This window comes from Paenibacillus sp. Paensp111, assembly GCF_059492195.1.
In genome coordinates, this window is record NZ_CP168527.1 from 2,677,501 (window position 1) to 2,702,937 (window position 25,437).

Genomic DNA, 25,437 nt, shown 5'->3' on the forward strand with positions numbered 1-25,437 from the left:
CCAGCCGTGTATCATAGTCAGATATCGGGCAGAGAACAAGAAATTCACGATTCCCCAAAAGTCTCTGCATCTCGGTAAGCTCCTCGTGTATTTTACCCGGACTTCCGACAAGGCAGTTCTTTGATACAGGTAAAGGTGATGAGTTAAGTAATGATCGGGCCTCAGCGTCCGATCCGGCACATATAACAGAGACGGCAACTATGGTCTCAGCATTCTGTGAAAGCTTACCAGGCTTAAATTGTTCCCGGTAAGCTTTCAAGACACTTTCTCCGCTCTGCTCACTCATAAAATGACCAAAGACAAACCCCGTTCCAAAACCCGCGGCATACCTCCCGCTCTTCTCATTCGTTCCCAACATCCAAATCTCTGGAGGCTTCATTGGAATTGGACGTGCCAGGACAGGGTGATCTTCATACTGGTACTCATTGCTCAAGAACTGAATCAAGCTATCCATAGATTCGGGCATGTCCGCCACGTGCTGAAGAAAATTTCCGCTTAATGCCATGGAAGCATGAGCCGGGCCACCAGGGGCACGCCCAATCCCTAGATCAATTCTCCCCGGGTACAAGCATGATAACAAATGAAAGGACTCAGCAACTTTCATCGGACTGTAATGCGGCAGAAGCAATGCCCCCGAGCCAAGGCGGATCCGCTGTGTTCTTGCACCGATATGAGACATCAATATTTCGGGAGCGGGACAGGCCAGCCCTTCCAAATCATGATGTTCGGCAACCCAGTATCGAGAATAACCCCAATTTTCACTATACATCGCTAAACGGACTGCCTCCTGAAGAGCAGCTTCCGCACGGACACCCTTATACTGGGGGACAAGGTCCAGCACGCTAAGTTTGATCGATTCCATGGTTGTCTCCTCCCGCATTTTGATTCTCTACCAAACGGTATGCTACTATGAATTTGTAAATTAATTACCAAATTGACATCAAGAGGTGAGGCAAATGAAACTGACTTTCCTGGGACATTCCACCGTATATGTTGATACGGGAGACTACAAATTCATTGTTGATCCCTTCCTTACAGGGAATCCACTCGCCACTGCCAGCGCCGAGGACATTGAAGTGAATTATGTACTTCTCACACACGGTCATTCAGATCACATTGGTGACGCCGAGCTGATTGCCAGAAGAAACAATGCCACCATAATAGGTATTGTCGAGCTGGCCAGCTATTTTGAAAACTTAGGCCTGAATACGATAGGATTGAACCTTGGCGGCACACTTCGTCTGCCTTTCGGGTCGATCAAGCTCACTCCAGCACTCCACAGCTCATCTATCACTAAGGACGGTGTGAATCTGTACCTGGGTGTCGCTGCCGGCATAATTATACAACTGGATCAGATTACACTGTACCATGCCGGAGATACTGCCTTATTCAGTGACTTGAAGCTGATCGGGGATCTACATCAAGTGGATGTTGCGATGATTCCGATTGGAGATCATTTTACGATGGGTCCGGATGAAGCTCTGCTGGCAGCTCAGTGGGTTAAGGCCAAGGTTACCATTCCAGTCCACTATAATACCTTCCCTCCTATTGAGCAAAATGGAGAAGAGTTCGTAAGCCGGCTCAAACAAGCAGGCCTAGACGGACAAGCCCTAAAGCCAGGGGAAACCATGGATCTAACCCGGCTGCAATAACCCTGTGCAGCATACTTATCTTTTGGCAACAAACAGCCCCCTATTCCTAATGGAAGGGGGCCTTCGTTATTTATTCAGACTCTATATAGCTAAGACAACCATTCCGATTCCTTCAACTTCCAGCTTATTGGAACCGAGGCTTCTAATCTGTTCTTGGCCATGTAAAATGGTCCACTCGCCGAGTTCAGGAAGCTGCAGAGACACCCTATCCCGCCTAGCATTATACAGGACATATAAGTGCTCTGCCGAATCTCCTCCTGCATGATTGCGAAGAGTATAGGCCACCGACTTACTTGGACTTGCTTCAAAACGAAGATGTCTTCGGATTAATTCAGAAGATTCCAGTCTAAAAGCAGGGTGCTCTTTGCGGAGCTTGATCAGCCCTCTCATAAATTCAACATCGTCCTTATATTCCGCGCACCGCTCCCAATCTAGCCTGTTAACTTCATCCGGAAGATTGTAGCTGTTCTCAAAACCGACCTTGGAACGGCAGAACTCTTGCCCTGCATGGATGAAAGAGATCCCTTGGCTGGTTAACACAATTGAGGATCCAAGACGGTGCATGTGACGGCGAACCTCGTTCTCTTCCCCATCCACAGATACCAGAATTTTGTCCCAAAGTGTATGGTTGTCATGACATTCTGCATAGGTCACCGTCTGTGATGGCTCGGTGGCATAGCCTTTAATCCAGTCATCAAAGTCTATGCAGGCTGTCACCCCTTGCTTGATCGCATGCTCAAGCCCTTCACCACCGCTCACAAAGCCCTTCTCTCTCGCTTCAAAGACATGTCCTCTAATAGCATCCCGAATAACGTCGTTAAAGAATGCGATTCCAGGCATTTGAGCGGCTTGGTACTGATTCGCTCTCTTATAAGCAGGAAGCTCGGTCTCCATAATCCAGCCTTCTCCAATCGTGAGTAGGGAAGGATCTATTTCATCCAGCTTCCGGCGAATCTCCTGCATGGTGTCCACATCCAGCAGACCCATTAGATCGAAACGGAAACCATCCACATGGTATTCCTTCACCCAATGGAGAACAGACTCGACAATGAACTTGGTCATCATCTTCCGTTCGGAGGCGACATCATTCCCACAGCCGGATCCATTCGAGAATTCCTGCTGGCTGTTATAACGAAGATAATAACCGGGTACGAGCTTGGTGAAATTGACAACATATCCATCGTAGACATGGTTGTATACCACATCCATAATAACGCGAAGACCTTGATCGTGCAGGGTCTGAATTAACTGTTTCAGCTCGCGAATCCGGACTTCAGGCTGATAGGGATCCGACGAATAAGAGCCTTCAGGCACATTATAATTCTTAGGATCATACCCCCAATTGTATTGGGGAACATCCAGCCGGGTCTCGTCCACACTTTGAGTGGAGTAATCGTAAATAGGCAGCAGCTGAACATGAGTTACGCCGAGGCTAAGGATATGATCCAGCCCTGTCTTGATTCCTTCCGGTCCACGGGTTCCAGTCTCGGTCATGCCAAGATACTTACCTTTGTGGGAAATCCCGCTCTCTGGATGGATGGAAAAATCCCGAATGTGTGCTTCGTAAATAATCGCATCCGTTACCTTGTTGAATTCAGGCTTATCTTCGGTCCATCGCTCCGGATTCGTTCCAGTCAAATCGATAATGGCAGCCCGGTCTCCATTAACAGCAACAGCAGTTGCATAAGGGTCGGCAGCTTCGTTCCATTGATCTCCAATGCGGACAAGATAGGTGTATAAATATCCCTTCAAATCCTCATCCACCTTCAATGTCCAGGTGCCCTGAACATCTTCGGTCATCGGTAATAACCGATCCGAACGCCCGTCCCATGTACGGTAAAGAACTACGAACGCCTCACTTGCCGTAGGCGCCCACAGACGGAAAGCGGAGCTGTCTTGACTGTAGCGGACTCCCAGGTCATCTCCATCATAAAAAAAGTGATCATCAAACTCAGGTGCAAAAATGGAGATTCCACCGGTTCTGGCGGGATCTCCATACTCTATGTGAACATTTCTGTCGATCTGTACGGACAAGCTGACTCACTCCTTGGAATAAAATCATGGTAGGGTTGGCAACCGTTTGCACTGCAAACTTATTTACCATTATAAAGGAGTTTATCGGCTAATTGAAGACGAAAAATAAGCCTTTTACCATTATTTTGTGCAGCTTCAGCAGCATACAATTCAAGCAAAATTATGCTGACAGACTCCAAATTTGATTCTGCCCATTTGAGCGTCTGCCAGTTGCCCAAGCCTGCTTTTGGGGAGCCTGCTGCTGAACGGAATCACTACGCAGCTTATTAATGAGAATATCCGCCTCAGCGAGGTCGTTATTCAACATTTGAACTATAAGGCCTGCGTCTTCGTGGCGTATAGCCAGCAGGTACAATTGAAGCTTCGCCGCAGCTTGTTCCGATTCGCTGAAGAAAGTGTCTAGCCTGGTCAGCTCTTCTTGGGTCAGTTCAACCGAGACAAGAGCCGTCCTCGCCCTGTAAAGTGCGGACTTCACAGCTCCCTCCGTCATATTCAGCTTATCCGCTACCTCTCGTGATGTGTAGGACAGAACGTCCCTTAGTAGAAAAACACACCGCTGCACAGGTGACAAAAGCTCAATCGTAAGTCTCACAGCAGTGGACACCTCATCTATATCTATCTGGGCGGAACTTTCCAGCATTAATTCCAACTGGAGTTCAGCGATTTTACGGTCAAGCACCTTGTTCCGGCGCACCTGATCAATCCATTGGTTTTTTGCCGCTCTGAACAGATATGCTTTCGTATTCTCATGAGGTTTGACCCCTTGAATAACAGGTAAAGCCTTTAGACAGATATCTTGCACCAAATCCTCCGCCGCCCACTTCGATCCAGTCAGCGTCAGGCAGTAGCCGAGCAATGTGGAGCGGAGCTCAGAGAGATCTGCTGCTCGCATAGAGACAGGGGATTTCGCTATTAAGTTATCACTCATGGCAACCTTCCTTTCCACAGTCTTCGATATTAAACGAAGAACGCCCGGCTAAGGATACGCAGATTCCACCTTTTAAGCAAAATTATCTTTCGAACAAATTGCCAAGTCCGCCGAGAATGCTTCCTTCTTCCTTGCTTCCTCCAACTCGTGCTGCGGACATAACCCGGTCTGCCATGCGGCTGAACGGAAGAGATTGAACCCATACCTTGCCCGGACCGCGCAGTGTCGCGAAGAATAGTCCTTCACCGCCGAACAGCGCACTCTTGATTCCTTTTACAAATTCAATATCATAGTCCACGCCCGCCGTCATGGCTACAAGGCAGCCTGTATCCAGACGAAGGACTTCACCGGGATTCAGATTACGCTCAATTACGAGACCACCGGAATGCACAAAGGCCCAGCCATCTCCCTCGATCTTCTGCATAATAAAGCCCTCACCGCCGAAGAAGCCCGCTCCCAGCTTGCGCTGGAATTCGATTCCGATCGAGTTGCCTTTCGCAGAACAGAGGAACGCATCCTTCTGGCAGATGACCTTACCGCCCAGCATCTGAAGATCCAGCGGAATGATCTTACCAGGGTAAGGAGCAGCAAAAGTAACGTTCTGGCGATAACGGCCTTCATTAGTGAAGACGGTCATAAACAAGCTTTCCCCGGTTAGCAGCCGCTTTCCGGCTCCCATTAACTTGCCCATCATCCCATTTCCACGCGCGCCATCACCAAAAATCGTCTCCATCCGAATATCCGTATCCATCATCATAAAGCTGCCAGCTTCAGCCACAACACTCTCTGACGGATCCAGCTGAATTTCAACACACTGCATCTCTTCGCCCAGTATCCGATAATCAATTTCATGTGCACTCATAGACAATCGCCTCCCATTTAACTTTCTGTACTATTTACGCGGAAGAGTTATCATAGTTGCAGACTTAAATGGTCTGAATGGAATATTTTCTCCGGGTAACCCCTTCCAAACGTCCATACCGTATAGTCGTATGTGTAATATGATGTGTATTATCCCAAGAGAGGAGTTGATGATTGTGGCGTTGCAACCGTCAAATTGCTCAGGTCCGCGTCCCATCTATACAGACAAAAAAGTGATTTATGAAGATGTTTACAAACCGGAACTTGTCCCAGTTGTCCACGAAATTGAAGTCGTTGAGCGCATTCACCACGTCCCCGTCCCAGTTCATCATGTTGTCGTAAAGAGAAGAGTCGTGCACTGCGGCTATCATTGTTAAGCCAAATAAGAGCAGCCGTCCTGAATCGATCGGCTGCTCTGACTTCTCTGACTTCTACTTGTGTATTCCTACTAAAGGCTTCTCATAACATACACTAACCTCTGTCTGCGTATATTCACCGTACGTGTGGATACGTTCATATCCATACTTCTCATAAAGAGCAATGGCCTCTGGCTGATTGATTCCCGTCTGCAAACGGACGATCTGGTACCCGTCTTCTCGAGCCTGTTGCTCAAGCTTCTCAAGCATAGCTGAAGCGATCCCGCGTCCTCTATACTCATCCTTCACATAGAATCGCTTAAGCTCTGTTACTCCCGGCTCAAGAGGTCTAGTCGCCCCGCATCCTACAGGCTCACCATTCCATAGTGCAATCACAAAAGTTATGGATTCCACAGCAGGATCGTTGAAATCAATCCCGAAGATGGGCTCGCCCGGATACCTGAGCCGCAGCTCACAATCCAGTTCTTCGACCAAATTATGAAGGCGGAGATCCGAGCCGCTAACCAACTCAAGAGAAAGCGGACTAATGGCAGTCTCGCCTTGGGCAGGCGGTACTGCGGGGTCAACAACCTTTCCAACAATAACCAGGTCTCTGACTATACCATCCAGCACGGCAACTTCAGGAAGGTATCCCCACTGAACAAAACCGAATTTCTTAAGAAGGGACAAGCTTGGTTCGTTATGGGCAAAGACAAAACCGACCAGACGGGTGAGAGACAGCCGGGGGCATTCTTGGATTGCTTTCTCAACCAGAATTTTGCCAAAGCCTTGACCACGGTAGGACTCAGCGATGTAAATACTGATCTCGGCAGTACCGTTATAGGCGGGTCTTCCATAGAACGATTGAAAGCTCAGCCAGGCAGCGATTTCGTCACCAACCCGCAGCACCCACAGGGGTCTGCGTTCCGGAGTGTGTTCATGGAACCAAGGGATTCGGCTCTCAAGAGAGACTGGTTCTAAATCTGCGGTGACCTGTCTTCCTGCAATAGTGCTATTATATATTTCTACAATATGTTCAAGATCATCAAGATTGGCATCGGTTATAGTATACGGGATCATGTTCTCTAGGTACCTCCGGTGATGTATTTAGTAAGTCACTAACTACATTATACCTGGGTACCGGGAATGTTAAAGAGTAGAGTTAATTAGGTTGTCCGGCGAGACCGCATTGCAGGAACAATTGCAGGCTTCCCTTCCCCTGTTGCTGTGAATTCGCTGTACTCGTCTGTTTCCATACCATATAGGGCAATTCGGCCCTCTTCGTTGTAATGAATACCCCACCCAAATTTCTTGGGAAGCTGAGAGGCCCGTAAGCAAGGGTGCGGCTTCTTAAATAGATCTTGCCAGATCTCTTCAGCATGACTTGAAACATAGGAGGTATCCAAATCTTTGTGCCGGATATGAACCTCATAGATTAATTCTTGTTCGTTATAACGATAAGGGTTGCTCGACAGCAGATCAAATTCAATTTCATATGCAGGCTTCTTGGCCCTTGAGGACACAGGTACCTTGCTGGTTGTTACAGGACAGTCGGCTGACACTATGATAAAAGTGTTGGTGTAACTCATTCCCATCTTTCCTTTCCGCAAAATACTTACACCCATTATATACCATCTTGGAGCAATTCCATTCAAATTAAAAAGAGGGCAGCCTCAGGCTGACCCTCTTTTCTTCTTCCCTAATTTAGTTCATGGACATTTGACGAACCGGATTGATTCTCCAAATCTCGTTCGCGTACTGCTCAATCGTGCAATCACTGGCAAATTTGCCTGAATGCGCAATATTAACAATGGATTTCTTCAGCCAATCTTTCTGATTCCGGTACGACGCTTCAATCTCCAACTGGGTATCCAAATAGGATGCAAAATCTTTGAGCACGAAATACTCATCATTGTGATTAAGAATCGAATCATAGATCGTCTCAAATTCTCTTGCCGACGTGCAGAATGGTCCCTCCTGAATGAGCTGATCCAGAACCTGATGGATACGCGGATCACTTGTATAGATTCCTCTTGCATCGTATCCGCCATATTGATAGTAATCAAACACCTGATCGGACCTCAGACCGAAGATGAACATATTCTCATCGCCCAGCATCTCATGCATCTCGACATTGGCGCCATCCAGTGTCCCGATCGTCAAAGCGCCGTTCATCATAAACTTCATATTTCCGGTTCCGGAGGCTTCTTTGCTTGCGGTTGAGATCTGTTCACTGATATTGGCTGCTGGAATAATCTTCTCGGCCAGCGATACGGAATAGTTCTCCAGGAATACAACTTTCAACTTCCCGCTCACATCCGGATCATGATTAACGGTATCAGCCACCACATTAATTAGCTTAATAATCCGTTTGGCCAAATAATAGCTCGGAGCTGCTTTAGCACCAAAAATAAAAGTACGCGGCACCCTGTCAAGCGAAGGGTTGGCTTTAATTTGATTGTATAAGTGCATAATATGAAGAACATTCAGAAGCTGGCGCTTATATCCGTGCAGACGTTTGACCTGAACGTCAAAGATCGAGTTCGGATCTACACTGACTCCATTCTTCTCTTGAATGTATGCAGCAAGCTTCAGCTTGTTGTGCTGTTTAATGTTGTGAATACGCTCTTGGAACCCGGCATCCCCGCTAAAATTAAGTAGATCAATCAGCTTGCGGGGCTCTGTGATCCAGTCGCTTCCGATGGACTCCTTGATCAGTTCAGCAAGTTCTGGATTGGCATGCATCAACCATCGTCTATGCGTAATCCCGTTCGTCTTGTTGTTGAAGCGATCCGGATACAATTCATAGAACGGCCGCATTTCCTTTTTCTTAAGGATATCCGTATGAAGCGCAGCAACCCCGTTCACGCTGTGGCTTCCCGCGATGGCAAGATGAGCCATTCTGACCTGATCCGAGCCGATAATAGCCAGACGATCAATTCTCTCCTGATCATCCGGATTCTGCTCATGCAGCATGCTGCAGAAGCGTCTGTTGATCTCTTCAATGATCATATAGACCCGTGGAATCAGATCTCTAACCATTCCCGTCGGCCATTTTTCAAGAGCCTCACTAAGGATCGTATGGTTCGTGTAAGAGACGGTCCGGACTGTAATATCCCAGGCCTGTTCCCAGCTGTAGCCTTTGACATCCACAAGTATACGCATGAGTTCGGGGATGATCAGGGTCGGGTGCGTATCATTGATATGCAAAGATACCTTGTCAGGCAAGTGGTCATAGGACAGCCCCAGCTTCTCAAAGGTTCTCAGGATGCTTTGCAGACCTGCCGAGCAGAGGAAATACTGCTGCTTCAATCGGAGCAGCTTTCCTTCATACTGGGAGTCATCCGGGTACAAGAACTCCGAGATGGACTCCACCGAGCGATTATAATTCAGGAAATTATAATAGTCATAATGCCTGGATGCCATTCCTTTGCTGCTGCTCAGCATGGCGGATTCCGCACTCCAGAGCCGAAGCGTGTTGACATGGTGGTGTCCATAACCAATCACGGGTACATCATAGGGAACAGCCAAGACAGATTCATAATCCTTCGTCTCAAAAATCCAACGTCCATTCTCTTCACGTGCCTCGACCTTCCCCCAGAAACGAACCTCCACCTTCTTGTCTGCCCGTCTTACTTCCCACTCATTCCCCTTCTGCAGCCAGTAGTCCGGCAGTTCTACCTGATCGCCATCAATGATCTTTTGTTCAAAAAGACCATATTTATAGCGGATTCCGCAGCCATGACCAGCATATTGAAGCGAAGCGAGCGAATCCATAAAGCAGGCGGCCAGGCGGCCAAGGCCTCCATTTCCAAGTCCGGCATCGGATTCCTGTTCTTCGATGTCCTCAAGATTCCATCCCAGGTCCTGAAGTCCAGCGCGTACGATATCCAGAATACCAAGATTCAGCAGATTATTGCCGAGCAGACGACCAATCAGGAATTCCATGGAGAAATAATACACCTGCTTCTCCCCGCGCTGCTTATATTCCCGATTGGTTGCTGCCCAATCCCGGCCTGCATACTCCCGGATCAGTCCACTAAGTACTTTATATACATCCGCGCTCGTGGCTTCCTCGAGCGGCGTCCCAAGTTCCCCTACCAGACTATCACTGAAGACTTTCTTGAAGCTTTCCTTATCGGTAAACAAAATAAATCCTCCTGTCGGGCACTCTAATCGTAGTTTAAAGTGTACTGCTCTTCGCTATGACAAATGGCCTCTTCACATCCCCGACAAGCATACGATCAGGGGGAAGATTCACATCCTTATCCAGTATCACATTCTCAATAACGGCATTCTCACCGATCACACATTTCTGCATAATGATAGAGTTGGTAATTTTGGCGCCCTTCTGAACCTTTACTCCGCGGAACAGAATGCTGTTCTCCACACTCCCGCCAATGATGCAGCCATTAGCAACCAGCGAATTATTAACTGATGCGCTATCGAGATATTTTGTAGGTGCCTCATATTTTATTTTCGTATTTACAGGCCGTTCTTTGAATAGGCTGGTGTAATTTTTTGGACAAAGCAGCTCAAGACTATTCTTATAATAGCTCTCCACCGAGTTAATAACGGCATGATATCCCTTATATTCATAAGCGGCGATCTTCAGGTTGTGATGATTCTTTTGAATGGCATCCCTGAAAAAATAGCTGTCGCCATGCGCGATGCAGTGTCGTACCTGCTCGAGAAAGAACTTTTTCTCCATAATGAACATCTCCATATAGACGTTCGGATGATCCTTCTCATGGTGGATATTGCTTACAAAGCCATCCTCACCTATCTCCAGCCGCAGGCAGGGATCGTGCTCAGGCTCAAGCTGATCTACCTTGGTGTAGATCAGGGTCACATCAGCCCCGGTCTCCTTGTGATAATTGAAGGCTTCACAGAAATCCACCTTGCATAAATGCTGGCTGCCGGAATGCAGGATATATTTGGCTTTGCCACGATTGAAGAAATCCAGATTATTGCGGATATGCTGCAAATCCCCGTGGGAAGTATCGGAGGTATCATTCCAGTCAGGGGGGAGGACGAAGAGCCCCCCGCGCTTTCGATCAAGATCCCAAGGTCTTCCCTCACCAAGATGATCCATAAGAGAACGATATTTGCGCCGGACGAATACCGCTATATCTTTCATTTCGGCGTTGGCCATATTGGATAGGACAAAGTCAATCAACCGGTATCTCCCAGCAAAAGGAACAGCAGCCCCGCAGCGGAAGTAGGTTAGTTCGTTCAGAAGGTCCAGTTCATGATCCAGATTAATAACACCCATTAGTTCTGACATGGGAACACCGCCTTTATCTCAGTTATTGGTCGATACCGAAACTCCCTGTTCTTTCCGTGAAGAGAGCTCCTCATCAGTAATTAGTAGAATTTCGTCCTCATCTGAACGATTAACGCCGAGAACGGTGTTGTCCTCAATGACAAGATTCTCGCTGACAATCGCTTTATGGATTCGGACATTTTTGCCTATCTTTACCTTGGGCATGATTACAGAATCCGTGATCACACTTCCTTCACCGACCTCAATGCCATAGAAGAGCACCGAATGATCGATGGAGCCGTGAACGATACAGCCTTCATTAATCACACTGTTGATTACGGTTGCATCCGGAGCAATATATTGTGCAGGCTGATTCGGACTGCGGGTATATATCCGCCAAGACGGGTCATTCAAATCAAGTGGGGGATTATCAGACAATAGATCCATATTGCTCTGCCACAAGCTTTGTACAGTACCTACATCTCTCCAATACCCTTCAAAAGGATAAGCGTACAATACTTTTTGATTGCTCAGCATCAAAGGGATAATGTCCTTCCCGAAGTCAAAGGATGAATCCGGATTACGTTCATCCTCAATTAAATGCCGCTTGAGCACATCCCATTTGAATAAGTATATTCCCATGGAAGCAAGCGTGCTCTTCGGATGCTCCGGCTTCTCTTCAAACTCATAAATACTGAGATCTTCGTTCGTATTCAGAATACCGAAACGGCTGGCTTCCTCGAGCGTGACGTTAATGACGGAAATTGTGCAATCTGCGTTCTTTTCCTTGTGGTATTCCAGCATGGCATCATAGTCCATTTTATAAATGTGATCCCCGGAAAGAATCAGAATATGTTCTGGATCATACTGTTCAATAAACTTCATGTTTCGGTAAATGGCATCGGCTGTCCCGCGGTACCAGCTGCTGCCATCCTCTCTTTCGTGAGGAGGAAGCACGAAGACGCCTCCATCTTTACGCTCCATATCCCAGTCACTGCCTACGCCAATATATGAATGCAGTACAAGAGGTTCATATTGAGTCAGAACGCCTACAGTGTCGATCCCCGAATTCGAGCAGTTGCTAAGAGGAAAATCAATGATCCGGTATGTACCCCCGAAATATACAGCAGGTTTAGCCAGGTTCTTGGTGAGGCCTTTAAGTCTTTTTCCTTGCCCGCCGGCAAGCAGCATCGCAACCACTTCTTTTTTCTTCATCACGATATTCCTCCTTCACATAAGAACAATCTTTGAGAGGTCATGTACAAGCTCTCTGGTCTAATATAAAAAAAGATTAATCCGCCTTCTAAACTTTAGAACAGATTAACCTTGTTGGAACCTACTTATCTGGATAATCATAAGCTCCTATTCATCATATATTTAAACAGGAATGAGTCCCTATAATCCCGCGGAAAGCGCCCTTCCATATATTATTTGTATTGAATAATTCGTCCATTAATACCTTTTCGATCCGTTTCAGAGTATTTGCCATTTCCCAATTATTCTATTCATTTAACTTGCACTATTGATTTCCACACTCTTGTCTAGAAGCAATTCTTAAGTTCAACTTATACAATTGCAAAAAAAGCCTTGATATGAACTCATATCAAGACCTTAATCCCTTCTCCATGCTATGGAGACATGTAACGTGCGCCTTTAGCCTCCAGCTCGATCACAGCCTTATCCGTCTGGCTCAGAATAAATGCATTTCTGCCTTCCGCACCTGCCCATTCCATACCCACGAGGAATCCGTTGCTTGTGTGAGCTGCAAATAAGAAGGAGAACATCTCCGGTGTGACTTCACCACCGTCGTCAACCCGCCAAGTGGAACCAGGATCATAATCGGCCACGTAATCTTTGGCCGCCAGCTGTGACCCCTGCTGGAATATAATCGAAGCGGTCACCTTCTTGCCCTTCTTCTTGAACTGGGCCAGATAGATCCGGTTATCCGGTCCAATCTGTCCGATCTCCCAGATTTTCTTGATTTGCAGGGACTTTTTATTCTGAATAGCCTTCTTAACCGAATCCTCTACATTAGCACGAATATGACGGGTAACAGGAATGAATGCTTTGACATTCACCCTGCGATCATCGAGAAGATAATACGTTTCGTCAGGAGAAGCCGGGTCCCCAATAACCTCATAGATCATCCCCTCCAAATGATCAAAATTGTTGGCCCACTGTCTGCCATCATCCTGATCACTCCGGGCCTGGTTTCTGATAAATTTCACATCCAGAATGCGGCCGCCTTCCCCAATGGCTTTGCTCAGCTTCGTATCCTTGCTGCCAGAGAAAGCAATGAGATACTTGCCTGAACGATCAGCAAAGCTATAATGGTCGGATAGTGCTGCAGGGTCAAGCAGCTGTTTCTGTTCAGCTGGCTTTCCCTGCCGGGTATCTTGTGGATTAGGGACAGCCGGCGTCACCGGCTGAACTGTAGATCCTTGATTGTCTTCCTGCTTTGCATCACGGTCTGAGCACCCTGCAATGGCAAGCACAGCACTGATTATAAGTATGAGCTTCTTCACCTTCATTCCCCCTTGCTTCAATTACCTGTAAAAGTAACGTATCAGCGCAGGGAAATGTTTCAATTTTTACCAATCCGGTATTCAGTTATTAATGCTTCTATGAATGAATCTCCTGGGTTTTCTTGAGCTTCATGAGCACTTTATTGATTGAAATTGCAGCCATAGCTCCATCCCCCATGGCAACCGTCACCTGCTCAGCATGCACGCCCAAGTCACCGGCAACCCATAAATTCTCCACATTTGTCATTCTGGACCGCGGATCTGCCTCGACGTGCTTGTTATGGTACAGCTTGGCCCCAAGCTCCTCTGCGAGCTCAGAATGCACGTGATTGCCGCCAAAGGCAATAAAACCTCTCTCCGCCGGAATGACAGTTCCGTCTTCGAGGATGATCCCATGGATCATCGCGTCCTGTTCTTCCAATACCCGGCTGATGCTTGCTTCAATATACCGGATCCCTTGATTCTTCATCTTCCCTACAAGCTGCTCGTCAACAGCCCGTTTCTCATGGTTGATATATATCATCTCAGACGCCCGCTCTGCCAGCAGCAGTGCCATATTGGCACCGGGATTGCCGGAGCCCATCACCACCGTCACTCGATCATGAATTTCAAATCCGTCGCAATCCGGGCATACATACACCGACCTTCCCATCGTTGGCAGGAGGCCTGGAATATCCGGGAAGCGGTCCATTAACCCCGTAGCAAGGAGCACAGTCTTGGCTTCATAGCGTTCACCCTGTTCTCCGGTAAGCTGAAATATCTGATCTTGTCTAGCTGCATGAATCACTTTGTCCTGGACAAATTGGACTCCGGTCAAGGTTGCCTGGGCTTTCCCTCTCTTCCGGAGCTCCACACCGGAGATCCCTTCAGGCCAACCAAGGATGTTATGATAACTCCGGCAGAAAGTAGATCTTCCATGACCGGAATCAATAACCAGAATCTGATGGGTCATATATCGCCCCAGCTGAATAGCTGCCTGAAGGCCAGCTATTCCTCCCCCAACGATGATGCAATCATAGGTCACTATAATTTCTCCTCCTGTCTCTAATCTATAGCTTTGTCGCTCCATTAAGATACAAACATATATTTAAACAGCACTGCTATTTTCAAACCCATGCTTAGCCAGTATCCTCACTCTATAACTACACTTTATCCATAAAATAAACCGGTCATCCCGGGATGCTATTATCCCTTCTTCAGAAGATGATGTATAATAAGAACATTATGTCAACATGTGACAAATTTCATCGAAATATGTATGGAGTCACATTCCTTATTCTCATTATCAATTAACAGGCGGGATATTACATTGAAATTTATGAACAAAAAAGGCTTCACTCTCCGATTCAGCATTAGCTTTCTAGTCATCGTGGCTGTTCTTCTAACCATGCTGATTGGGATGATCTCAGCCATACAGACCAACCGGGATGCCTTGATTTCCAGCTATCTGCAGAGCAATAACCAATATGCCAAGAAGCTGGCTTCCAACACCGGTGACCTGTTGACTACCATGAAACAGAACATTATATCGATCTCCGCGATTGTTAGGCGAGGCACCCACATGAACACTGTTCTGCTTGATGATCTTTTTCAGGAGAACAGGCAGTATTTCAATTCCATCTTCATCGCTAACGAGAACCGGGTTATCCAGTTCATGAGCTCCAACACAACGGGCGTTCATCCAGGAGACAAGTTAACCTCGGAAGCCAGCAAGATTGCAATTACATCCAGGACTCCGTTTATCTCTGACCCCTATCGAGGCAAATCGGGAAGATATATTATCCTGATTTCTTCACCTATTTTCGATAAAAAAGGCGAGTACAAAGGATTTGTTGGCGGAACGATCTATCTGGAGGAGAAGAATGTATTAAACTCTCTTCTTGAGGAGCATTTCTTCGGGAACGGATCGTACGTCTTCGTCGTGGAGAAGACCGGTCATCTCATCTTTCATCCGGATAAGAAGCGGATTGGAGAATCCGTCAGCGGGAATGCCGTTGTCCACCAGGTAATTGCCGGAGCCAATGGGTCTCAGAGAGTAACCAACACGCAGCACCATGAGTTTTTCGCAGGGTACGCCTTTGACCCTATTAGCTCCTGGGGAATCATTGCGCAGACGCCCACCTCAGTCATTGAAGGTCCGTCTCAACGTTTGATCAACAAGATGTTTCTTCAATCTCTGCCCTTTCTCATCCTAATTCTTCTGATGGGTTGGTGGGTTGCGAACCAGATTGCCAGACCGCTTCATACTCTGGCCAAGTTCTCAGATGAAGCTACACTGAATCTGGGGAAAGGAAAAATTCTGCCTGATGTCCGGTCCAATTACTACGAAGTCCGCCTGCTCTATCAGAGCGTCAAGATTGCTTTTGAGAATATCGACCAGGATATCAGTCAGCTTCGCGATGAGGTGAAGATGGACGGGTTGACTGGACTTGGGAACCGAAGATCCTTTGACGCTGTCATGGACAAGCTAACCTCAAGACATAAGCCATTCTCGATGATCTTGTTGGACATTGACCATTTCAAGAAAGTGAATGATACCTACGGTCATCTAACCGGGGATGAAGTTCTGAAATTCCTAGCGGGCATGATGGAGGATCTGGCGGGGGATCGCAGCCTGACCTTCAGATATGGCGGAGAAGAATTCGTAATTCTGACGAAGCATGAGGATACGAATTATGCCCTGCAAATCGCTGAGCGAATAAGAAAGATCCTTTCAGTTACGAAGAGTCCCACAGGAGAACCCATCACGATCTCACTCGGAATCGCCTCCTTCCCGGTTCACGGAACAGAGACACAAGAAATTATTATGAAAGCCGATCAAGCCCTGTACCAATCCAAATTGAACGGCAGGAACCGCACCACCGTTACCGATGCGGAATAACACAAAAAGCCTGAGAAATCAGGCTTTTTGTGTTCGCTGCTATTCTTTTGAATCATAAAAAATATGTCTCGCTTCAATTCCATCCTCATTAAGCTCAAGCAGGCCAATCGAATAGCGGGACTCCCTGCGTTTGTCGGTGGCTGAGCCGGGATTGAACAGAAGAACGCCATTCTCCTGCTTCAGCAAAGGCTGATGCGAGTGTCCGAACAAGATCGCGTCCACTTCGTCTTCCCGGAAGGACAGCTGTGCCTTCTCTTCCGTACTTCGCCCGGCAAATGGCGTATGGCCATGCACAAGGCCGATCCGGTAAGTCCCAAGCGTCAGGATCTTCCTGTGCCCGAACCGGTCAATAATCTCACCAGGATCGTTATTCCCGGCTATACCTTCAACAGGAGCAAGCGCTGCAAGCTGCTCATAGACATCCAAGGTGACCCAGTCTCCAAGATGAAGAATGAGATCTACTCCGCCGAACGCTTCGATCACGGCAGCAGGAAGCCGCTTGGCGGATCTTGGCATATGCGTGTCCGAGATTACTCCAATGATCATAGATAATTCCTCCTATCGCAGTGGGGAAGCGGCCATACGAATATAAGTATGCCTGCGGCCACGGATCGCTATGGATAATGCCTGGATATTCTCGGGAACCGCAATTCCTCCAAATCCGGCGTCCCCAATATGGAAGACATCCGCGCCCGCTCTCTTGGCACTCAGGGCAATCTCACGAATAGTGGAGACATCCGCCCCTTCCTGACTGGTGCCGATGGCAGCCATTGCGAGGGCGCCCTTCTCCTTAACCGCTGTAATGATCGCCGCCAGTTCTCTTTCTCTTAGACCCGGAACCGTCCCCGGAGCAGGTAAAAGAATCACATCGGCACCCGCCTCGGCGAACCGGACAGATGCATCGATATCCGTCACTTTGCCTCTGGTGCCGGCTCCGTGCATTTTGCCTGCCAGGATGAGACCGCCAAAGTGTTCCTTGGCAAGATGAATGGTCTGCAGGATCTGTTCATTCGTTACTCCGGTCTTCGGATTGCCCGTTAAGCAGATGAAATCGAAGCCGAGTGCCTTCGCTTCGGCAAGCGAGGCAGCCGTGGCTCTTCTTCCTTCAGGCAGTGTATGCAGCCCTTCCACGGCATCCGCCTCTTCATCAACTGGCTCGAGATTCACCCCAACCGGAAGTCCGGTCAGCGCTTTGAGCCTGCGGATTACTTCTCTATTTGAACCCACCTCGGACCCCGCGTCCGGCTGGAAGCTACTACCCTCAACAACTCCGCAGACGGAGGGCTTAAATACATCCAAAAGATTCAAGAGGATCATATCCGCACCGAATGCTTTGGACAGTTCCGCATTGGAAACCTCAGGCAGAAGGGACTTCGTGACCACATTTTCCGAAATAATTGTTCTTCCTTCGGCAGCAAGAATGGATTGCTTCAATTCCTCACGGTCCATCTGTCTGAAATCAGAAGCTCTGCAGTCGAGTATTCTCTTCATCCTACGCACCTCGATCTCCTATTTCTTATCGTACTCTAATGTTATTATACCTTGATTAACTTAATAAGTAGACTCTCGCTTCATAAGGCCTCAGCTGAAGCTTCTGAATATCCTCTTCCGCAGCAGGCTTGTAATTCGAGATCAACAGCTTAGCCCCGTCCGGATTCAGATCGGCTGGCCATTCAAATAACGGCTGCTGGTCGAAGAAATTAAGGATAACCAGGAGCTTGTCCTCCTCTAAAGTGCGCGTATAGGCATAAATCTCGGTATCCAGCGGGAGCAGGAGCTTATATTCCCCGTACACCAGAACCTTGTGCTGCTTCCTTAAGGAGATTAGAGTCTTGTAGTAATTGTAGATGGAGTCGGGGTCCTTCTGAGCTGCAGCAACATTAATCTCCATATAGTTGGAGTTCACATTGATCCAGGGCTGCCCTTTGGAGGTGAATCCGGCATGCTCGGTATTATCCCACTGCATAGGGGTCCTTGCATTGTCCCGGCTTTTCTTCCGAATAGCCTTCATAACCTCATCATCCGGGACTCCTCTCTCTCTCATCTCATGATAAAAGTTCAGCGTCTCCACATCTCTGTAATCCTCAATGGAATCGAATGAAGGATTCGTCATTCCAATCTCTTCCCCTTGAAAAATGTAAGGCGTCCCCTCCAGAGTGAGGAGGAACGTAGCCAGCATTTTGGCTGAAGGCACGCGAAAATTCAGATCATTTCCGAACCGGGATACCGGGCGCGGCTGATCATGATTCCCAAGGTAGTTCGCATTCCATCCTTGATTATGAAGCACCACCTGCCACTCGCTCATTACTTTTTTGAGCTCAATGAGGTTCCAGGGCTTGATATCCCACTTTCCGCTCCCCGGTGAAGCGGCATCCAGATACATATGCTCAAATTGGAACACCATATTCAGCTCGCGGCGGGTATCCCCTACATAATCAAGCGCTTGATGGGGCCCGAGCCCTGAGGTCTCACCGACAGTCATAATATCGTAGAAGTAAAGGACCTTATCATGAAGATTCTGAAGCAGGGTATGAACTTTATCCAGATTTGAGAACAGCTGATAGGCACGCACGGTCGGAAGATGATTAGGATTCTCTGCGTCAGGCAGTCCCTGGGCTTTGACAATATGGGCAATGGCGTCGAACCGGAATCCGTCTACCCCTTTCTTAAGCCACCACTGAATCATATTATGAAGCTCGTCCACCACCGCGGGGTTGTCCCAGTTCAGATCGGGCTGCTGCTTGGCATAAAGATGGAGGTAATAGCTGTCGGTAGCAGAATCATGCTCCCATACAGAGCCGCTAAAGTAGGACTCCCAGTTATTTGGAGGGCCGCCATTCTTGCCTTTGCGCCAAATATAGTAGTCACGCTTGGGGTTGTCTTCCGAGGCTCTGGACTCAACGAACCACGGATGCTCATCGGAAGTATGATTAAGCACTAAATCCATCATCAGCTTCATGCCGCGGGCATGGACCTCACGAAGAAGCCGGTCGAAATCCTCCAGTGTCCCGAACTGCTGCTGAATGTCACAATAATCACTAATATCGTACCCATTATCATGGTTCGGAGACTTGTAGATGGGGCACAGCCAGATCATATCGACACCCAGATCCTTCAGATAATCAAGCTTGGAGGTGATTCCTCTTAAATCTCCTATTCCGTCTCCGTTCGAGTCTTTAAAGCTGATTGGGTAGATCTGATAAACTACGCTTTCTTTCCACCACTTGGGGTTCATGCCGCAAGACCTCCTTTTTTCTATGTAAAAATCCTATTTGTATTCTTTTAAACAAGGTCAGCCAATTAGAACAACCTTTAAGCAAATTGGAAGCTGGTTCACTTCGGCGGCAGGCTTCTATTTATCCTTTACATTTAACAGCTAATGTATAATAATCAGGTCTGTTCAATGAGCTCACAGGATGCAATTTATTTCGAATAAGAAAGGAAGTGATGGGAAGAAATGAACAGAATCGAACAAGACAACCTACCCACACTGACATTAACCCGCACACGGCGGTTAGGGATGGCCGTTATATTAGGCTCTTTATCCGCTTTCGGACCCTTATCGATCGATATGTACCTGCCCTCGCTGCCTAAGCTCACGGCAGACCTGCATACTACAGCTTCCCTTACACAGCTTACTTTAACCACATTTCTGCTGGGACTTGCTCTCGGCCAGCTGGTGGTCGGACCTCTAAGCGATGTAAAAGGACGACGGTCTCCTCTTATGATCTCTCTGGCGGTATATGCGTTGTGCTCGCTGTTATGCGTATTCTCTCCTTCCATTGGGGTATTAATCGCGCTCAGATTCATCCAGGGGGTATCCGGCGCCGCAGGGATAGTTCTGTCCAGGGCCATTGTCAGAGACTTATACTCCGGAACAGAACTGACCAAGTTCTTCTCCTTATTAATGCTGATTAACGGGGCTGCGCCGATACTGGCACCCATAATCGGCGGACAGCTCCTACGGATATTTCCCTGGAGAGGTGTGTTTGTTGTTCTGGCGCTAATTGCCCTGGTTATGCTGGCGGCCGTCTTCTTCAGCCTGCCCGAGACCCTTCCCAAGCAGAGAAGAGCTGAAGGAGGGATTCGGCAGACCTTCTCCACCTTCGTCAGGCTGCTGAAGGACCGTGTATTCATGGGTTATACCTTCGCCGGGGGTCTTGTGACCGCTGCTATGTTCGGGTATATATCCGGATCGCCGTTCGTCATGCAGGAGATCTTCGGCGTATCTCCGCAGATGTATAGTCTGATCTTCGCAATCAACGGCATCGGTATTATTGCTGCGAGTCAAGTCACCGGACGATTGGCAGGCCGGTATAGTGAAGAGAAGCTGCTTACAGCGGGTCTTGCCATTGCAGCCTGGGGAGCTGTTGCCTTGCTGCTGAGCATCATCTTCATCCCGCGGCTGGTCACGGTCCTTGTGCCGCTCTTCTTCGTCGTGGCTTCTGTAGGCATTGTAGGAACGACCAGCTTCCCGCTGGCCATGAAGGAACAGGCCCATTCGGCAGGAAGTGCCTCTGCTCTTCTTGGACTACTACCTTACATATTGGGAGCCGTATGCGCACCGCTGGTTGGGATGGGTGGAAGCCATACGGCTGCGCCGATGGGTGTGGTGATCACAGCTGCAGATCTCTTGGCAATCAGCTGTTATTACCTGCTGGTCCGCCAAGCAGCGAACCGGGCGCGAAAGTAAGATGGATTATTTACAAGCAGGGTATCCCATTCACAGGTATGTCCACGGTACAGCCTGCTTCGACATCATCGGATTAAAGTGGGATCCGGGGCATATAGGATAACAAAAAAGAAACCGCCAAGGCGGTTTCTTTTTGTATAGGGTCGCTATAGGGTTGTAACTCCCTTATGAACCAATCTGGTTCTGGGAGTCGGCAAATAAAGGCTTGAAATAAAGCGCAAACGCTTTGGACGCTATGGCTTCAGGCGTATAGCCATGATTACGCCGCAGATAAATATAGGAATCCGGAGCGAACAAGAATAAAAACGCATTGATGACGAAACAGGCATCACCGGGCTTAGTCTCATTGTTCTCAGCCGCTTCTTTCAAGAGTTCACTAAGAGTTCCATAGATAAATACATAAGGAGGAGACTGGGAAAATTCAAAACCCATCTTCTGCATCTTGCAGTTATCCTCCAACGCACCAATCCAGTTCATCATATCCTCGACGAACATCGCCCATTTATGGACAACTTCTTCTATCTTATCTCTGACAGGTCGCATGTCCAGACTGATCCCGCTGCGAATATCCTGCATCACGGCAGCCAGTTTCTCCTCGATCAGATTGAGGCAAATGTCTCCTACGCTTGTGTATCTTCTATATAAGGTTCCCTGCCCGATCCCTGCTGCCTTGGCTATCTGGTGCATGCTGACTTTATCGGCACCCTTCTCCTCGATCAGTAATCTGGCATTCTTTAATATCAAATCATTAATCTCCAGATGGCTTCTACTCTCTTCATGAAGCGGCATAGACCAAGTTCTCCTTCTAAGCAAGTAATGGATAAATACATCAATTCATTGTAACCTTTACTCTCTTATAGGATCAATACCCGCTAAACTTGGCTTTGGGCCGGCTGCTCAAGAGGACTGGTACTCCGTCGCATGAACAAGGACAGGATCAGAGCGCCAACCGTCAAAATGGCCGCAGCCCAGAATGCATGATGCACACCGGAAGTCATGGCTTCTGCAAGCTGCTTCGGATTATGCGGATCTTGGACACCACTTAGATAGCGGCTCTGCTCGGAGGACATGATGCTGATGAATAAAGCTGTCCCCACTGCGCCAGCCACCTGCTGAATGGTATTCATGATGGCAGTACCATGGGGATACAGCTGACGCGGCAGCTGATTGAGTCCTGTCGTCTGTGCAGGCATGATGACCATCGACAGTCCGATCATCAGAACGGAATGAAGGATAATAATCACGAACACTTCGGATGTGGTCGTTACCCGGGTGAACATCCACAGGGTGATTGCCATGAGGACAATACCGGGAATCACCAGAGCTCTAGGCCCGAACCGGTCAAATAAACGGCCGGTGACCGGTGACATAAATCCGTTAATAATTCCGCCAGGGAGCAGGATAAGGCCGGCGGTGAATGCTTTTAGCCCAAGTCCACTAATCATGAACATCGGCAGGAGGGTCAGTGTCGAGAACAAAGTCATCATCAGAATGACCATCAGAATGACGGCCAGCGAGAACATCGGGTACTTGAAGGTCCGCATATCCAGTACGGGTTCGCGTAGCTTGATCTGACGAATAACGAACAAGAACAAGCCGATAGAACCGGCAATCAGACAAGCAATGACCAGCGGACTTGACCAACCGACTTGGGGATCACCTGCACTGCTGAATCCATAGACAATCCCGCCAAAGCCTATGGTAGAGAGCAGGATAGATAAGATATCTACCTTGGGACGTGTTACTTCGGACACATTGCGCAAATAAATGGAAGCAAAAATGATGGAGAATAAGGCCAGCGGCAGAACAGAGAAGAACAGCCAGCGCCAGTTCAAGGAATCCAAAATCAATCCGGCCAGTGTAGGGCCAATGGCTGGAGCGAACATAATGACCAGGCCAATTGTACCCATGGCTGCCCCGCGCTTCTCCGGCGGATAGATCGTCAGGATGGTATTCATCATTACAGGCAGCAGCAGACCTGTTCCAAGTGCCTGCACCAGCCGCGCGATCAATAAGACCCCAAAGCTCGGAGACAATCCGGCAATCAGGGTGCCGGCGAAGAACAGTACCATCGCACTGATGAAGATCTGCCGGGTTGTAAACCACTGAATCAGTAAAGCTGTCACCGGAACCAGAATTCCGATCAACAGCATATAACCTGTAGTCAACCACTGAATCGTGGAGTAGGGTACCTTCAAATCCTGCATCAGGTCAGTGAGAGCCACACCAAGCAAAGTCTCATTAAGCAGAGCGAGAAATGCCCCTATCATGAGAGAAATCACTATGGGAAGCCGTTTAATCTCGCCTATGGGGGCATTGGCTCCCGAAGTTGTACTTGCTGTATTCATAATTAATCCTCCTTATATGTATCTACATCTAACGGCAATCTACAGTATGGAATGGATGGAATGTCTCCGCTCTCCTTTCAAACGATCATGCTATCAATGCGGACAATTGTCCGCACGTTGTATACTATCAGACAATTGTCCGCAGAGTCAATGTAAACAACAAGTATATTTATTTGTTCATAATAACTAGCCATAACAAAAAAACCGCATTCCTATGCGGTTTCTCTTGAATATATATCGTTAAGCGGCTCATTCGCATGAAGGCGAAATGCATTCCCGCCTGTTCGTCTCTGTTCTTACTGGGCCGTTAAAATTAGCGGTCCGTCTGCTGTGATCGCGATCGTATGCTCATACTGCGCCGACAGCTTGCCATCGGCCGTTCTCGCCGTCCACTGATCATCATCAATCGTAATATGGTAAGTCCCCTCGTTGATCATGGGTTCTATCGTAAAGACCATGCCTTCCTTCAAGCGAATGCCTTTGCCGGCTGTTCCGATATGCTCGTAGCTGGGCTCCTCGTGCAGACTACGCCCGATCCCGTGTGCAAGCAGGTCCCGTACAACCGAGAAGCCGTTCGCTTCCGCATGCTGCTGAATTGCTGACGTAATATCGCCTAGTCGCCCTCCCGGGATCGCCTGGGCGATCCCCAGTTCCAAGCATTCCTTGGTCACCCGCATTAACTTGTGAACCTCAGGCCGGACATTCCCCACGGTATAGCTCCAGCACGAATCGCCGAACCATCCGCCGTATTCTGCAACAATATCAAGCTTCAACAGGTCCCCGTCTCTAAGTACCAGATTCGAAGGAATGCCGTGGGCCACCACCTCGTTGACCGAAGTGCAGGTTTCAGCAGGGAAACCGTTATACCCCTTGGTGAACTGCCGGCCTCCCAGCTTGGTAATATGTCTTGCAACAAAGTCATTGATCTCCTGGGTGGTGATTCCAGGTTCAATCAATTTGGTCACCTCACGTAAGCAGTCCGCAACGATTTGACTTGCCGGCATCATCTCTTCGATTTCCTTGGGTGATTTCAGAATGATCATCGTGATCTATTCGCTCCTTCTCGATTATAACTTTAGCAGCCGGGCGATATCCCCGGCCTCTTCGTGCAGCTTTCCGCGGCGGAGCGAGATTGAAGCACAGCCGACCAAGGCGGCCAGCAGCATTTCCGCCCGCTGCAGCTGATCATGCGGCTGCGCCGCATTCCCGCTGGAAGGGCCAGCCACGTCTGCCTCGTGCCCGGACTCAAGCAGCGCGGCCAGCGGCGCTAGCACCTCACGGCTAAAGGCCGCTGAGAGCGGGCCTGAAAGCGCCTCAGGCAGCGGGGCAAAGCCTTCAACGGCCAGCTTATGCAGCAGATATAGGGCGTGGTCCTCCGCCCACAGCTGCAGCAGCCGAATGCAGGCGGCGGCAGCGGGACCAAGCTCTTCTGCTGCCATCGCAGCACAGCTTAGACTAGATGCGGCGGCAGGAGCTGCGCGCCGTTCGCTTAGACTGGCCGCGGCGTGCAAGCTGCCGGTATTCACCGCAGCAGCCCTGACATGTTCCCCGCCTGCCGGCGGCGTCTTCCCAGGAGCCGCAGCAGGCGGGGTGTCCAGCCCTATCCCGGCCCGGTCCAAAGCGTCCCATAGCAGATCATGGAGCAAATCGCCCTTATTGCTGAAATAATGGTAGACCGTGCCATAGCCAAGCCCCGCCTGTCCAGCTACATCGCGGATTTCAAGTAATGGCCCTTTATTCAAAAACACATCGGCAGCGGCCCTCCGGATCTGCGCTAGACGCCGAAGCCGGATCTCTTCGTTTTGTTCCTTCGTGCGCGGAGTCAACTCGTCTGTTCACCTCTTTTTTTGACCTGCTGTAATGTCAATATAAAACATCCCCTTGCTAATTACA

The 25,437-nt window shown here is 48.6% G+C and carries 21 protein-coding genes and 1 pseudogene (1 of these 22 only partly in view); 3 read left to right on the top strand and 19 right to left on the bottom strand.

Annotated elements, in window-relative coordinates; genetic code table 11:
- Positions 1-862 carry the 5' portion of an MsnO8 family LLM class oxidoreductase gene (locus ACEN86_RS12470; protein WP_495630955.1) on the bottom strand. Its footprint begins 35 nt before the window's first position, so only the first 862 of its 897 coding nucleotides appear in the window; its start codon is at positions 860-862; its stop codon lies off the left edge, out of view.
- 94 nt (positions 863-956) lie between these two features.
- On the opposite strand from ACEN86_RS12470, the gene ACEN86_RS12475 reads away from it, so the two are divergent.
- A complete protein-coding gene (locus tag ACEN86_RS12475; RefSeq protein WP_495630956.1) occupies positions 957-1,652 on the top strand; it encodes a metal-dependent hydrolase in 696 nt (231 codons plus the stop codon).
- A gap of 81 nt (positions 1,653-1,733) precedes the next feature.
- Here the strand turns inward: ACEN86_RS12475 and pulA are convergent, their stop codons facing one another.
- The 11 genes and pseudogenes from pulA to ACEN86_RS12530 all read right to left on the bottom strand — a co-directional run bounded on the left by pulA (position 1,734) and on the right by ACEN86_RS12530 (position 14,646).
- Positions 1,734-3,686, bottom strand: a complete 1,953-nt coding sequence (pulA, locus tag ACEN86_RS12480; protein WP_495630957.1) for a type I pullulanase — start codon at positions 3,684-3,686, stop codon at positions 1,734-1,736.
- Positions 3,687-3,846: 160 nt separating this feature from the next.
- On the bottom strand, positions 3,847-4,614 hold the full coding sequence (locus ACEN86_RS12485) for an RNA polymerase sigma factor (protein WP_495630958.1): 768 nt from the start codon (positions 4,612-4,614) through the stop codon (positions 3,847-3,849).
- An 82-nt stretch (positions 4,615-4,696) separates the two neighbouring features.
- Positions 4,697-5,476, bottom strand: coding sequence for a TIGR00266 family protein (locus tag ACEN86_RS12490; protein ID WP_127199855.1), 780 nt, complete (start codon positions 5,474-5,476; stop codon positions 4,697-4,699).
- A 430-nt stretch (positions 5,477-5,906) separates the two neighbouring features.
- Positions 5,907-6,245, bottom strand: coding sequence for a GNAT family N-acetyltransferase (locus ACEN86_RS12495; protein ID WP_495634294.1), 339 nt, complete (start codon positions 6,243-6,245; stop codon positions 5,907-5,909).
- A gap of 171 nt (positions 6,246-6,416) precedes the next feature.
- A pseudogene (locus ACEN86_RS12500) lies at positions 6,417-6,911 on the bottom strand (GNAT family N-acetyltransferase); the annotation flags it as partial.
- Between the two features lie 86 nt (positions 6,912-6,997).
- On the bottom strand, positions 6,998-7,420 hold the full coding sequence (locus tag ACEN86_RS12505; RefSeq protein WP_495630959.1) for a DUF6157 family protein: 423 nt from the start codon (positions 7,418-7,420) through the stop codon (positions 6,998-7,000).
- Positions 7,421-7,535: 115 nt separating this feature from the next.
- Positions 7,536-9,980 (bottom strand): glycogen/starch/alpha-glucan phosphorylase, encoded by a 2,445-nt coding sequence (locus tag ACEN86_RS12510; protein WP_495630960.1) that lies wholly within the window; start codon positions 9,978-9,980, stop codon positions 7,536-7,538.
- Positions 9,981-10,014: 34 nt separating this feature from the next.
- On the bottom strand, positions 10,015-11,118 hold the full coding sequence (gene glgD, locus ACEN86_RS12515; RefSeq protein WP_495630961.1) for a glucose-1-phosphate adenylyltransferase subunit GlgD: 1,104 nt from the start codon (positions 11,116-11,118) through the stop codon (positions 10,015-10,017).
- 18 nt (positions 11,119-11,136) lie between these two features.
- Positions 11,137-12,312: a glucose-1-phosphate adenylyltransferase gene (locus tag ACEN86_RS12520; protein WP_495634295.1), complete on the bottom strand. Its 1,176-nt coding sequence runs from the start codon at positions 12,310-12,312 to the stop codon at positions 11,137-11,139.
- 413 nt (positions 12,313-12,725) lie between these two features.
- Positions 12,726-13,622 carry a membrane lipoprotein lipid attachment site-containing protein gene (locus ACEN86_RS12525; RefSeq protein ID WP_495630962.1) on the bottom strand — a complete coding sequence of 299 codons (897 nt, stop codon included), beginning with the start codon at positions 13,620-13,622 and terminating at the stop codon, positions 12,726-12,728.
- 97 nt (positions 13,623-13,719) lie between these two features.
- Entirely contained in the window at positions 13,720-14,646 is a 927-nt protein-coding gene (locus tag ACEN86_RS12530; RefSeq protein WP_495630963.1) for an NAD(P)/FAD-dependent oxidoreductase, read from the bottom strand.
- Between the two features lie 294 nt (positions 14,647-14,940).
- Here ACEN86_RS12530 and ACEN86_RS12535 point away from each other — a divergent pair, with 294 nt between their 5' ends.
- Positions 14,941-16,503, top strand: a complete 1,563-nt coding sequence (locus ACEN86_RS12535; protein WP_495634296.1) for a sensor domain-containing diguanylate cyclase — start codon at positions 14,941-14,943, stop codon at positions 16,501-16,503.
- Between the two features lie 39 nt (positions 16,504-16,542).
- Here the strand turns inward: ACEN86_RS12535 and ACEN86_RS12540 are convergent, their stop codons facing one another.
- The 3 genes from ACEN86_RS12540 to ACEN86_RS12550 are packed head-to-tail and all read right to left on the bottom strand — an operon-like array spanning position 16,543 to position 19,738.
- On the bottom strand, positions 16,543-17,049 hold the full coding sequence (locus ACEN86_RS12540) for a metallophosphoesterase family protein (protein WP_495630964.1): 507 nt from the start codon (positions 17,047-17,049) through the stop codon (positions 16,543-16,545).
- Between the two features lie 12 nt (positions 17,050-17,061).
- Positions 17,062-17,994: a DUF7916 family protein gene (locus ACEN86_RS12545; protein ID WP_495630965.1), complete on the bottom strand. Its 933-nt coding sequence runs from the start codon at positions 17,992-17,994 to the stop codon at positions 17,062-17,064.
- A 55-nt stretch (positions 17,995-18,049) separates the two neighbouring features.
- Positions 18,050-19,738 carry a glycoside hydrolase family 13 protein gene (locus ACEN86_RS12550; protein WP_495630966.1) on the bottom strand — a complete coding sequence of 563 codons (1,689 nt, stop codon included), beginning with the start codon at positions 19,736-19,738 and terminating at the stop codon, positions 18,050-18,052.
- A 222-nt stretch (positions 19,739-19,960) separates the two neighbouring features.
- Between ACEN86_RS12550 and ACEN86_RS12555 the strand changes: the two genes are divergently transcribed.
- Positions 19,961-21,196 carry a multidrug effflux MFS transporter gene (locus ACEN86_RS12555; protein WP_495630967.1) on the top strand — a complete coding sequence of 412 codons (1,236 nt, stop codon included), beginning with the start codon at positions 19,961-19,963 and terminating at the stop codon, positions 21,194-21,196.
- Between the two features lie 165 nt (positions 21,197-21,361).
- Here ACEN86_RS12555 and ACEN86_RS12560 read toward each other — a convergent pair whose 3' ends face one another.
- The 4 genes from ACEN86_RS12560 to ACEN86_RS12575 form a co-directional block, all read right to left on the bottom strand.
- Entirely contained in the window at positions 21,362-21,985 is a 624-nt protein-coding gene (locus ACEN86_RS12560; protein WP_495630968.1) for a TetR/AcrR family transcriptional regulator, read from the bottom strand.
- A gap of 83 nt (positions 21,986-22,068) precedes the next feature.
- The gene (locus ACEN86_RS12565) at positions 22,069-23,544 is read right to left on the bottom strand and encodes an MDR family MFS transporter (RefSeq protein ID WP_495630969.1); all 1,476 of its coding nucleotides are present in this window, start codon (positions 23,542-23,544) and stop codon (positions 22,069-22,071) included.
- 296 nt (positions 23,545-23,840) lie between these two features.
- The gene (gene map / locus ACEN86_RS12570; protein WP_495630970.1) at positions 23,841-24,587 is read right to left on the bottom strand and encodes a type I methionyl aminopeptidase; all 747 of its coding nucleotides are present in this window, start codon (positions 24,585-24,587) and stop codon (positions 23,841-23,843) included.
- Between the two features lie 24 nt (positions 24,588-24,611).
- Entirely contained in the window at positions 24,612-25,370 is a 759-nt protein-coding gene (locus ACEN86_RS12575; RefSeq protein WP_495630971.1) for a TetR/AcrR family transcriptional regulator, read from the bottom strand.
- Positions 25,371-25,437 lie beyond the last annotated feature (67 nt).

Bases quoted from the DNA above. Each gene is read 5' to 3' on its own strand.
- ACEN86_RS12555 (WP_495630967.1), top strand. From the start codon at position 19,961: ATGAACAGAATCGAACAAGACAACCTACCCACACTGACATTAACCCGC.
- ACEN86_RS12490 (WP_127199855.1), bottom strand. From the start codon at position 5,476: ATGAGTGCACATGAAATTGATTATCGGATACTGGGCGAAGAGATGCAG.
- glgD (WP_495630961.1), bottom strand. From the start codon at position 11,118: ATGTCAGAACTAATGGGTGTTATTAATCTGGATCATGAACTGGACCTT.
- ACEN86_RS12560 (WP_495630968.1), bottom strand. From the start codon at position 21,985: ATGCCGCTTCATGAAGAGAGTAGAAGCCATCTGGAGATTAATGATTTG.
- ACEN86_RS12475 (WP_495630956.1), top strand. From the start codon at position 957: ATGAAACTGACTTTCCTGGGACATTCCACCGTATATGTTGATACGGGA.
- ACEN86_RS12550 (WP_495630966.1), bottom strand. From the start codon at position 19,738: ATGAACCCCAAGTGGTGGAAAGAAAGCGTAGTTTATCAGATCTACCCA.
- ACEN86_RS12545 (WP_495630965.1), bottom strand. From the start codon at position 17,994: ATGAAGAGAATACTCGACTGCAGAGCTTCTGATTTCAGACAGATGGAC.
- ACEN86_RS12535 (WP_495634296.1), top strand. From the start codon at position 14,941: ATGAACAAAAAAGGCTTCACTCTCCGATTCAGCATTAGCTTTCTAGTC.
- ACEN86_RS12505 (WP_495630959.1), bottom strand. From the start codon at position 7,420: ATGAGTTACACCAACACTTTTATCATAGTGTCAGCCGACTGTCCTGTA.
- map (WP_495630970.1), bottom strand. From the start codon at position 24,587: ATGATCATTCTGAAATCACCCAAGGAAATCGAAGAGATGATGCCGGCA.
- ACEN86_RS12485 (WP_495630958.1), bottom strand. From the start codon at position 4,614: ATGAGTGATAACTTAATAGCGAAATCCCCTGTCTCTATGCGAGCAGCA.
- ACEN86_RS12520 (WP_495634295.1), bottom strand. From the start codon at position 12,312: ATGAAGAAAAAAGAAGTGGTTGCGATGCTGCTTGCCGGCGGGCAAGGA.
- ACEN86_RS12540 (WP_495630964.1), bottom strand. From the start codon at position 17,049: ATGATCATTGGAGTAATCTCGGACACGCATATGCCAAGATCCGCCAAG.
- ACEN86_RS12565 (WP_495630969.1), bottom strand. From the start codon at position 23,544: ATGAATACAGCAAGTACAACTTCGGGAGCCAATGCCCCCATAGGCGAG.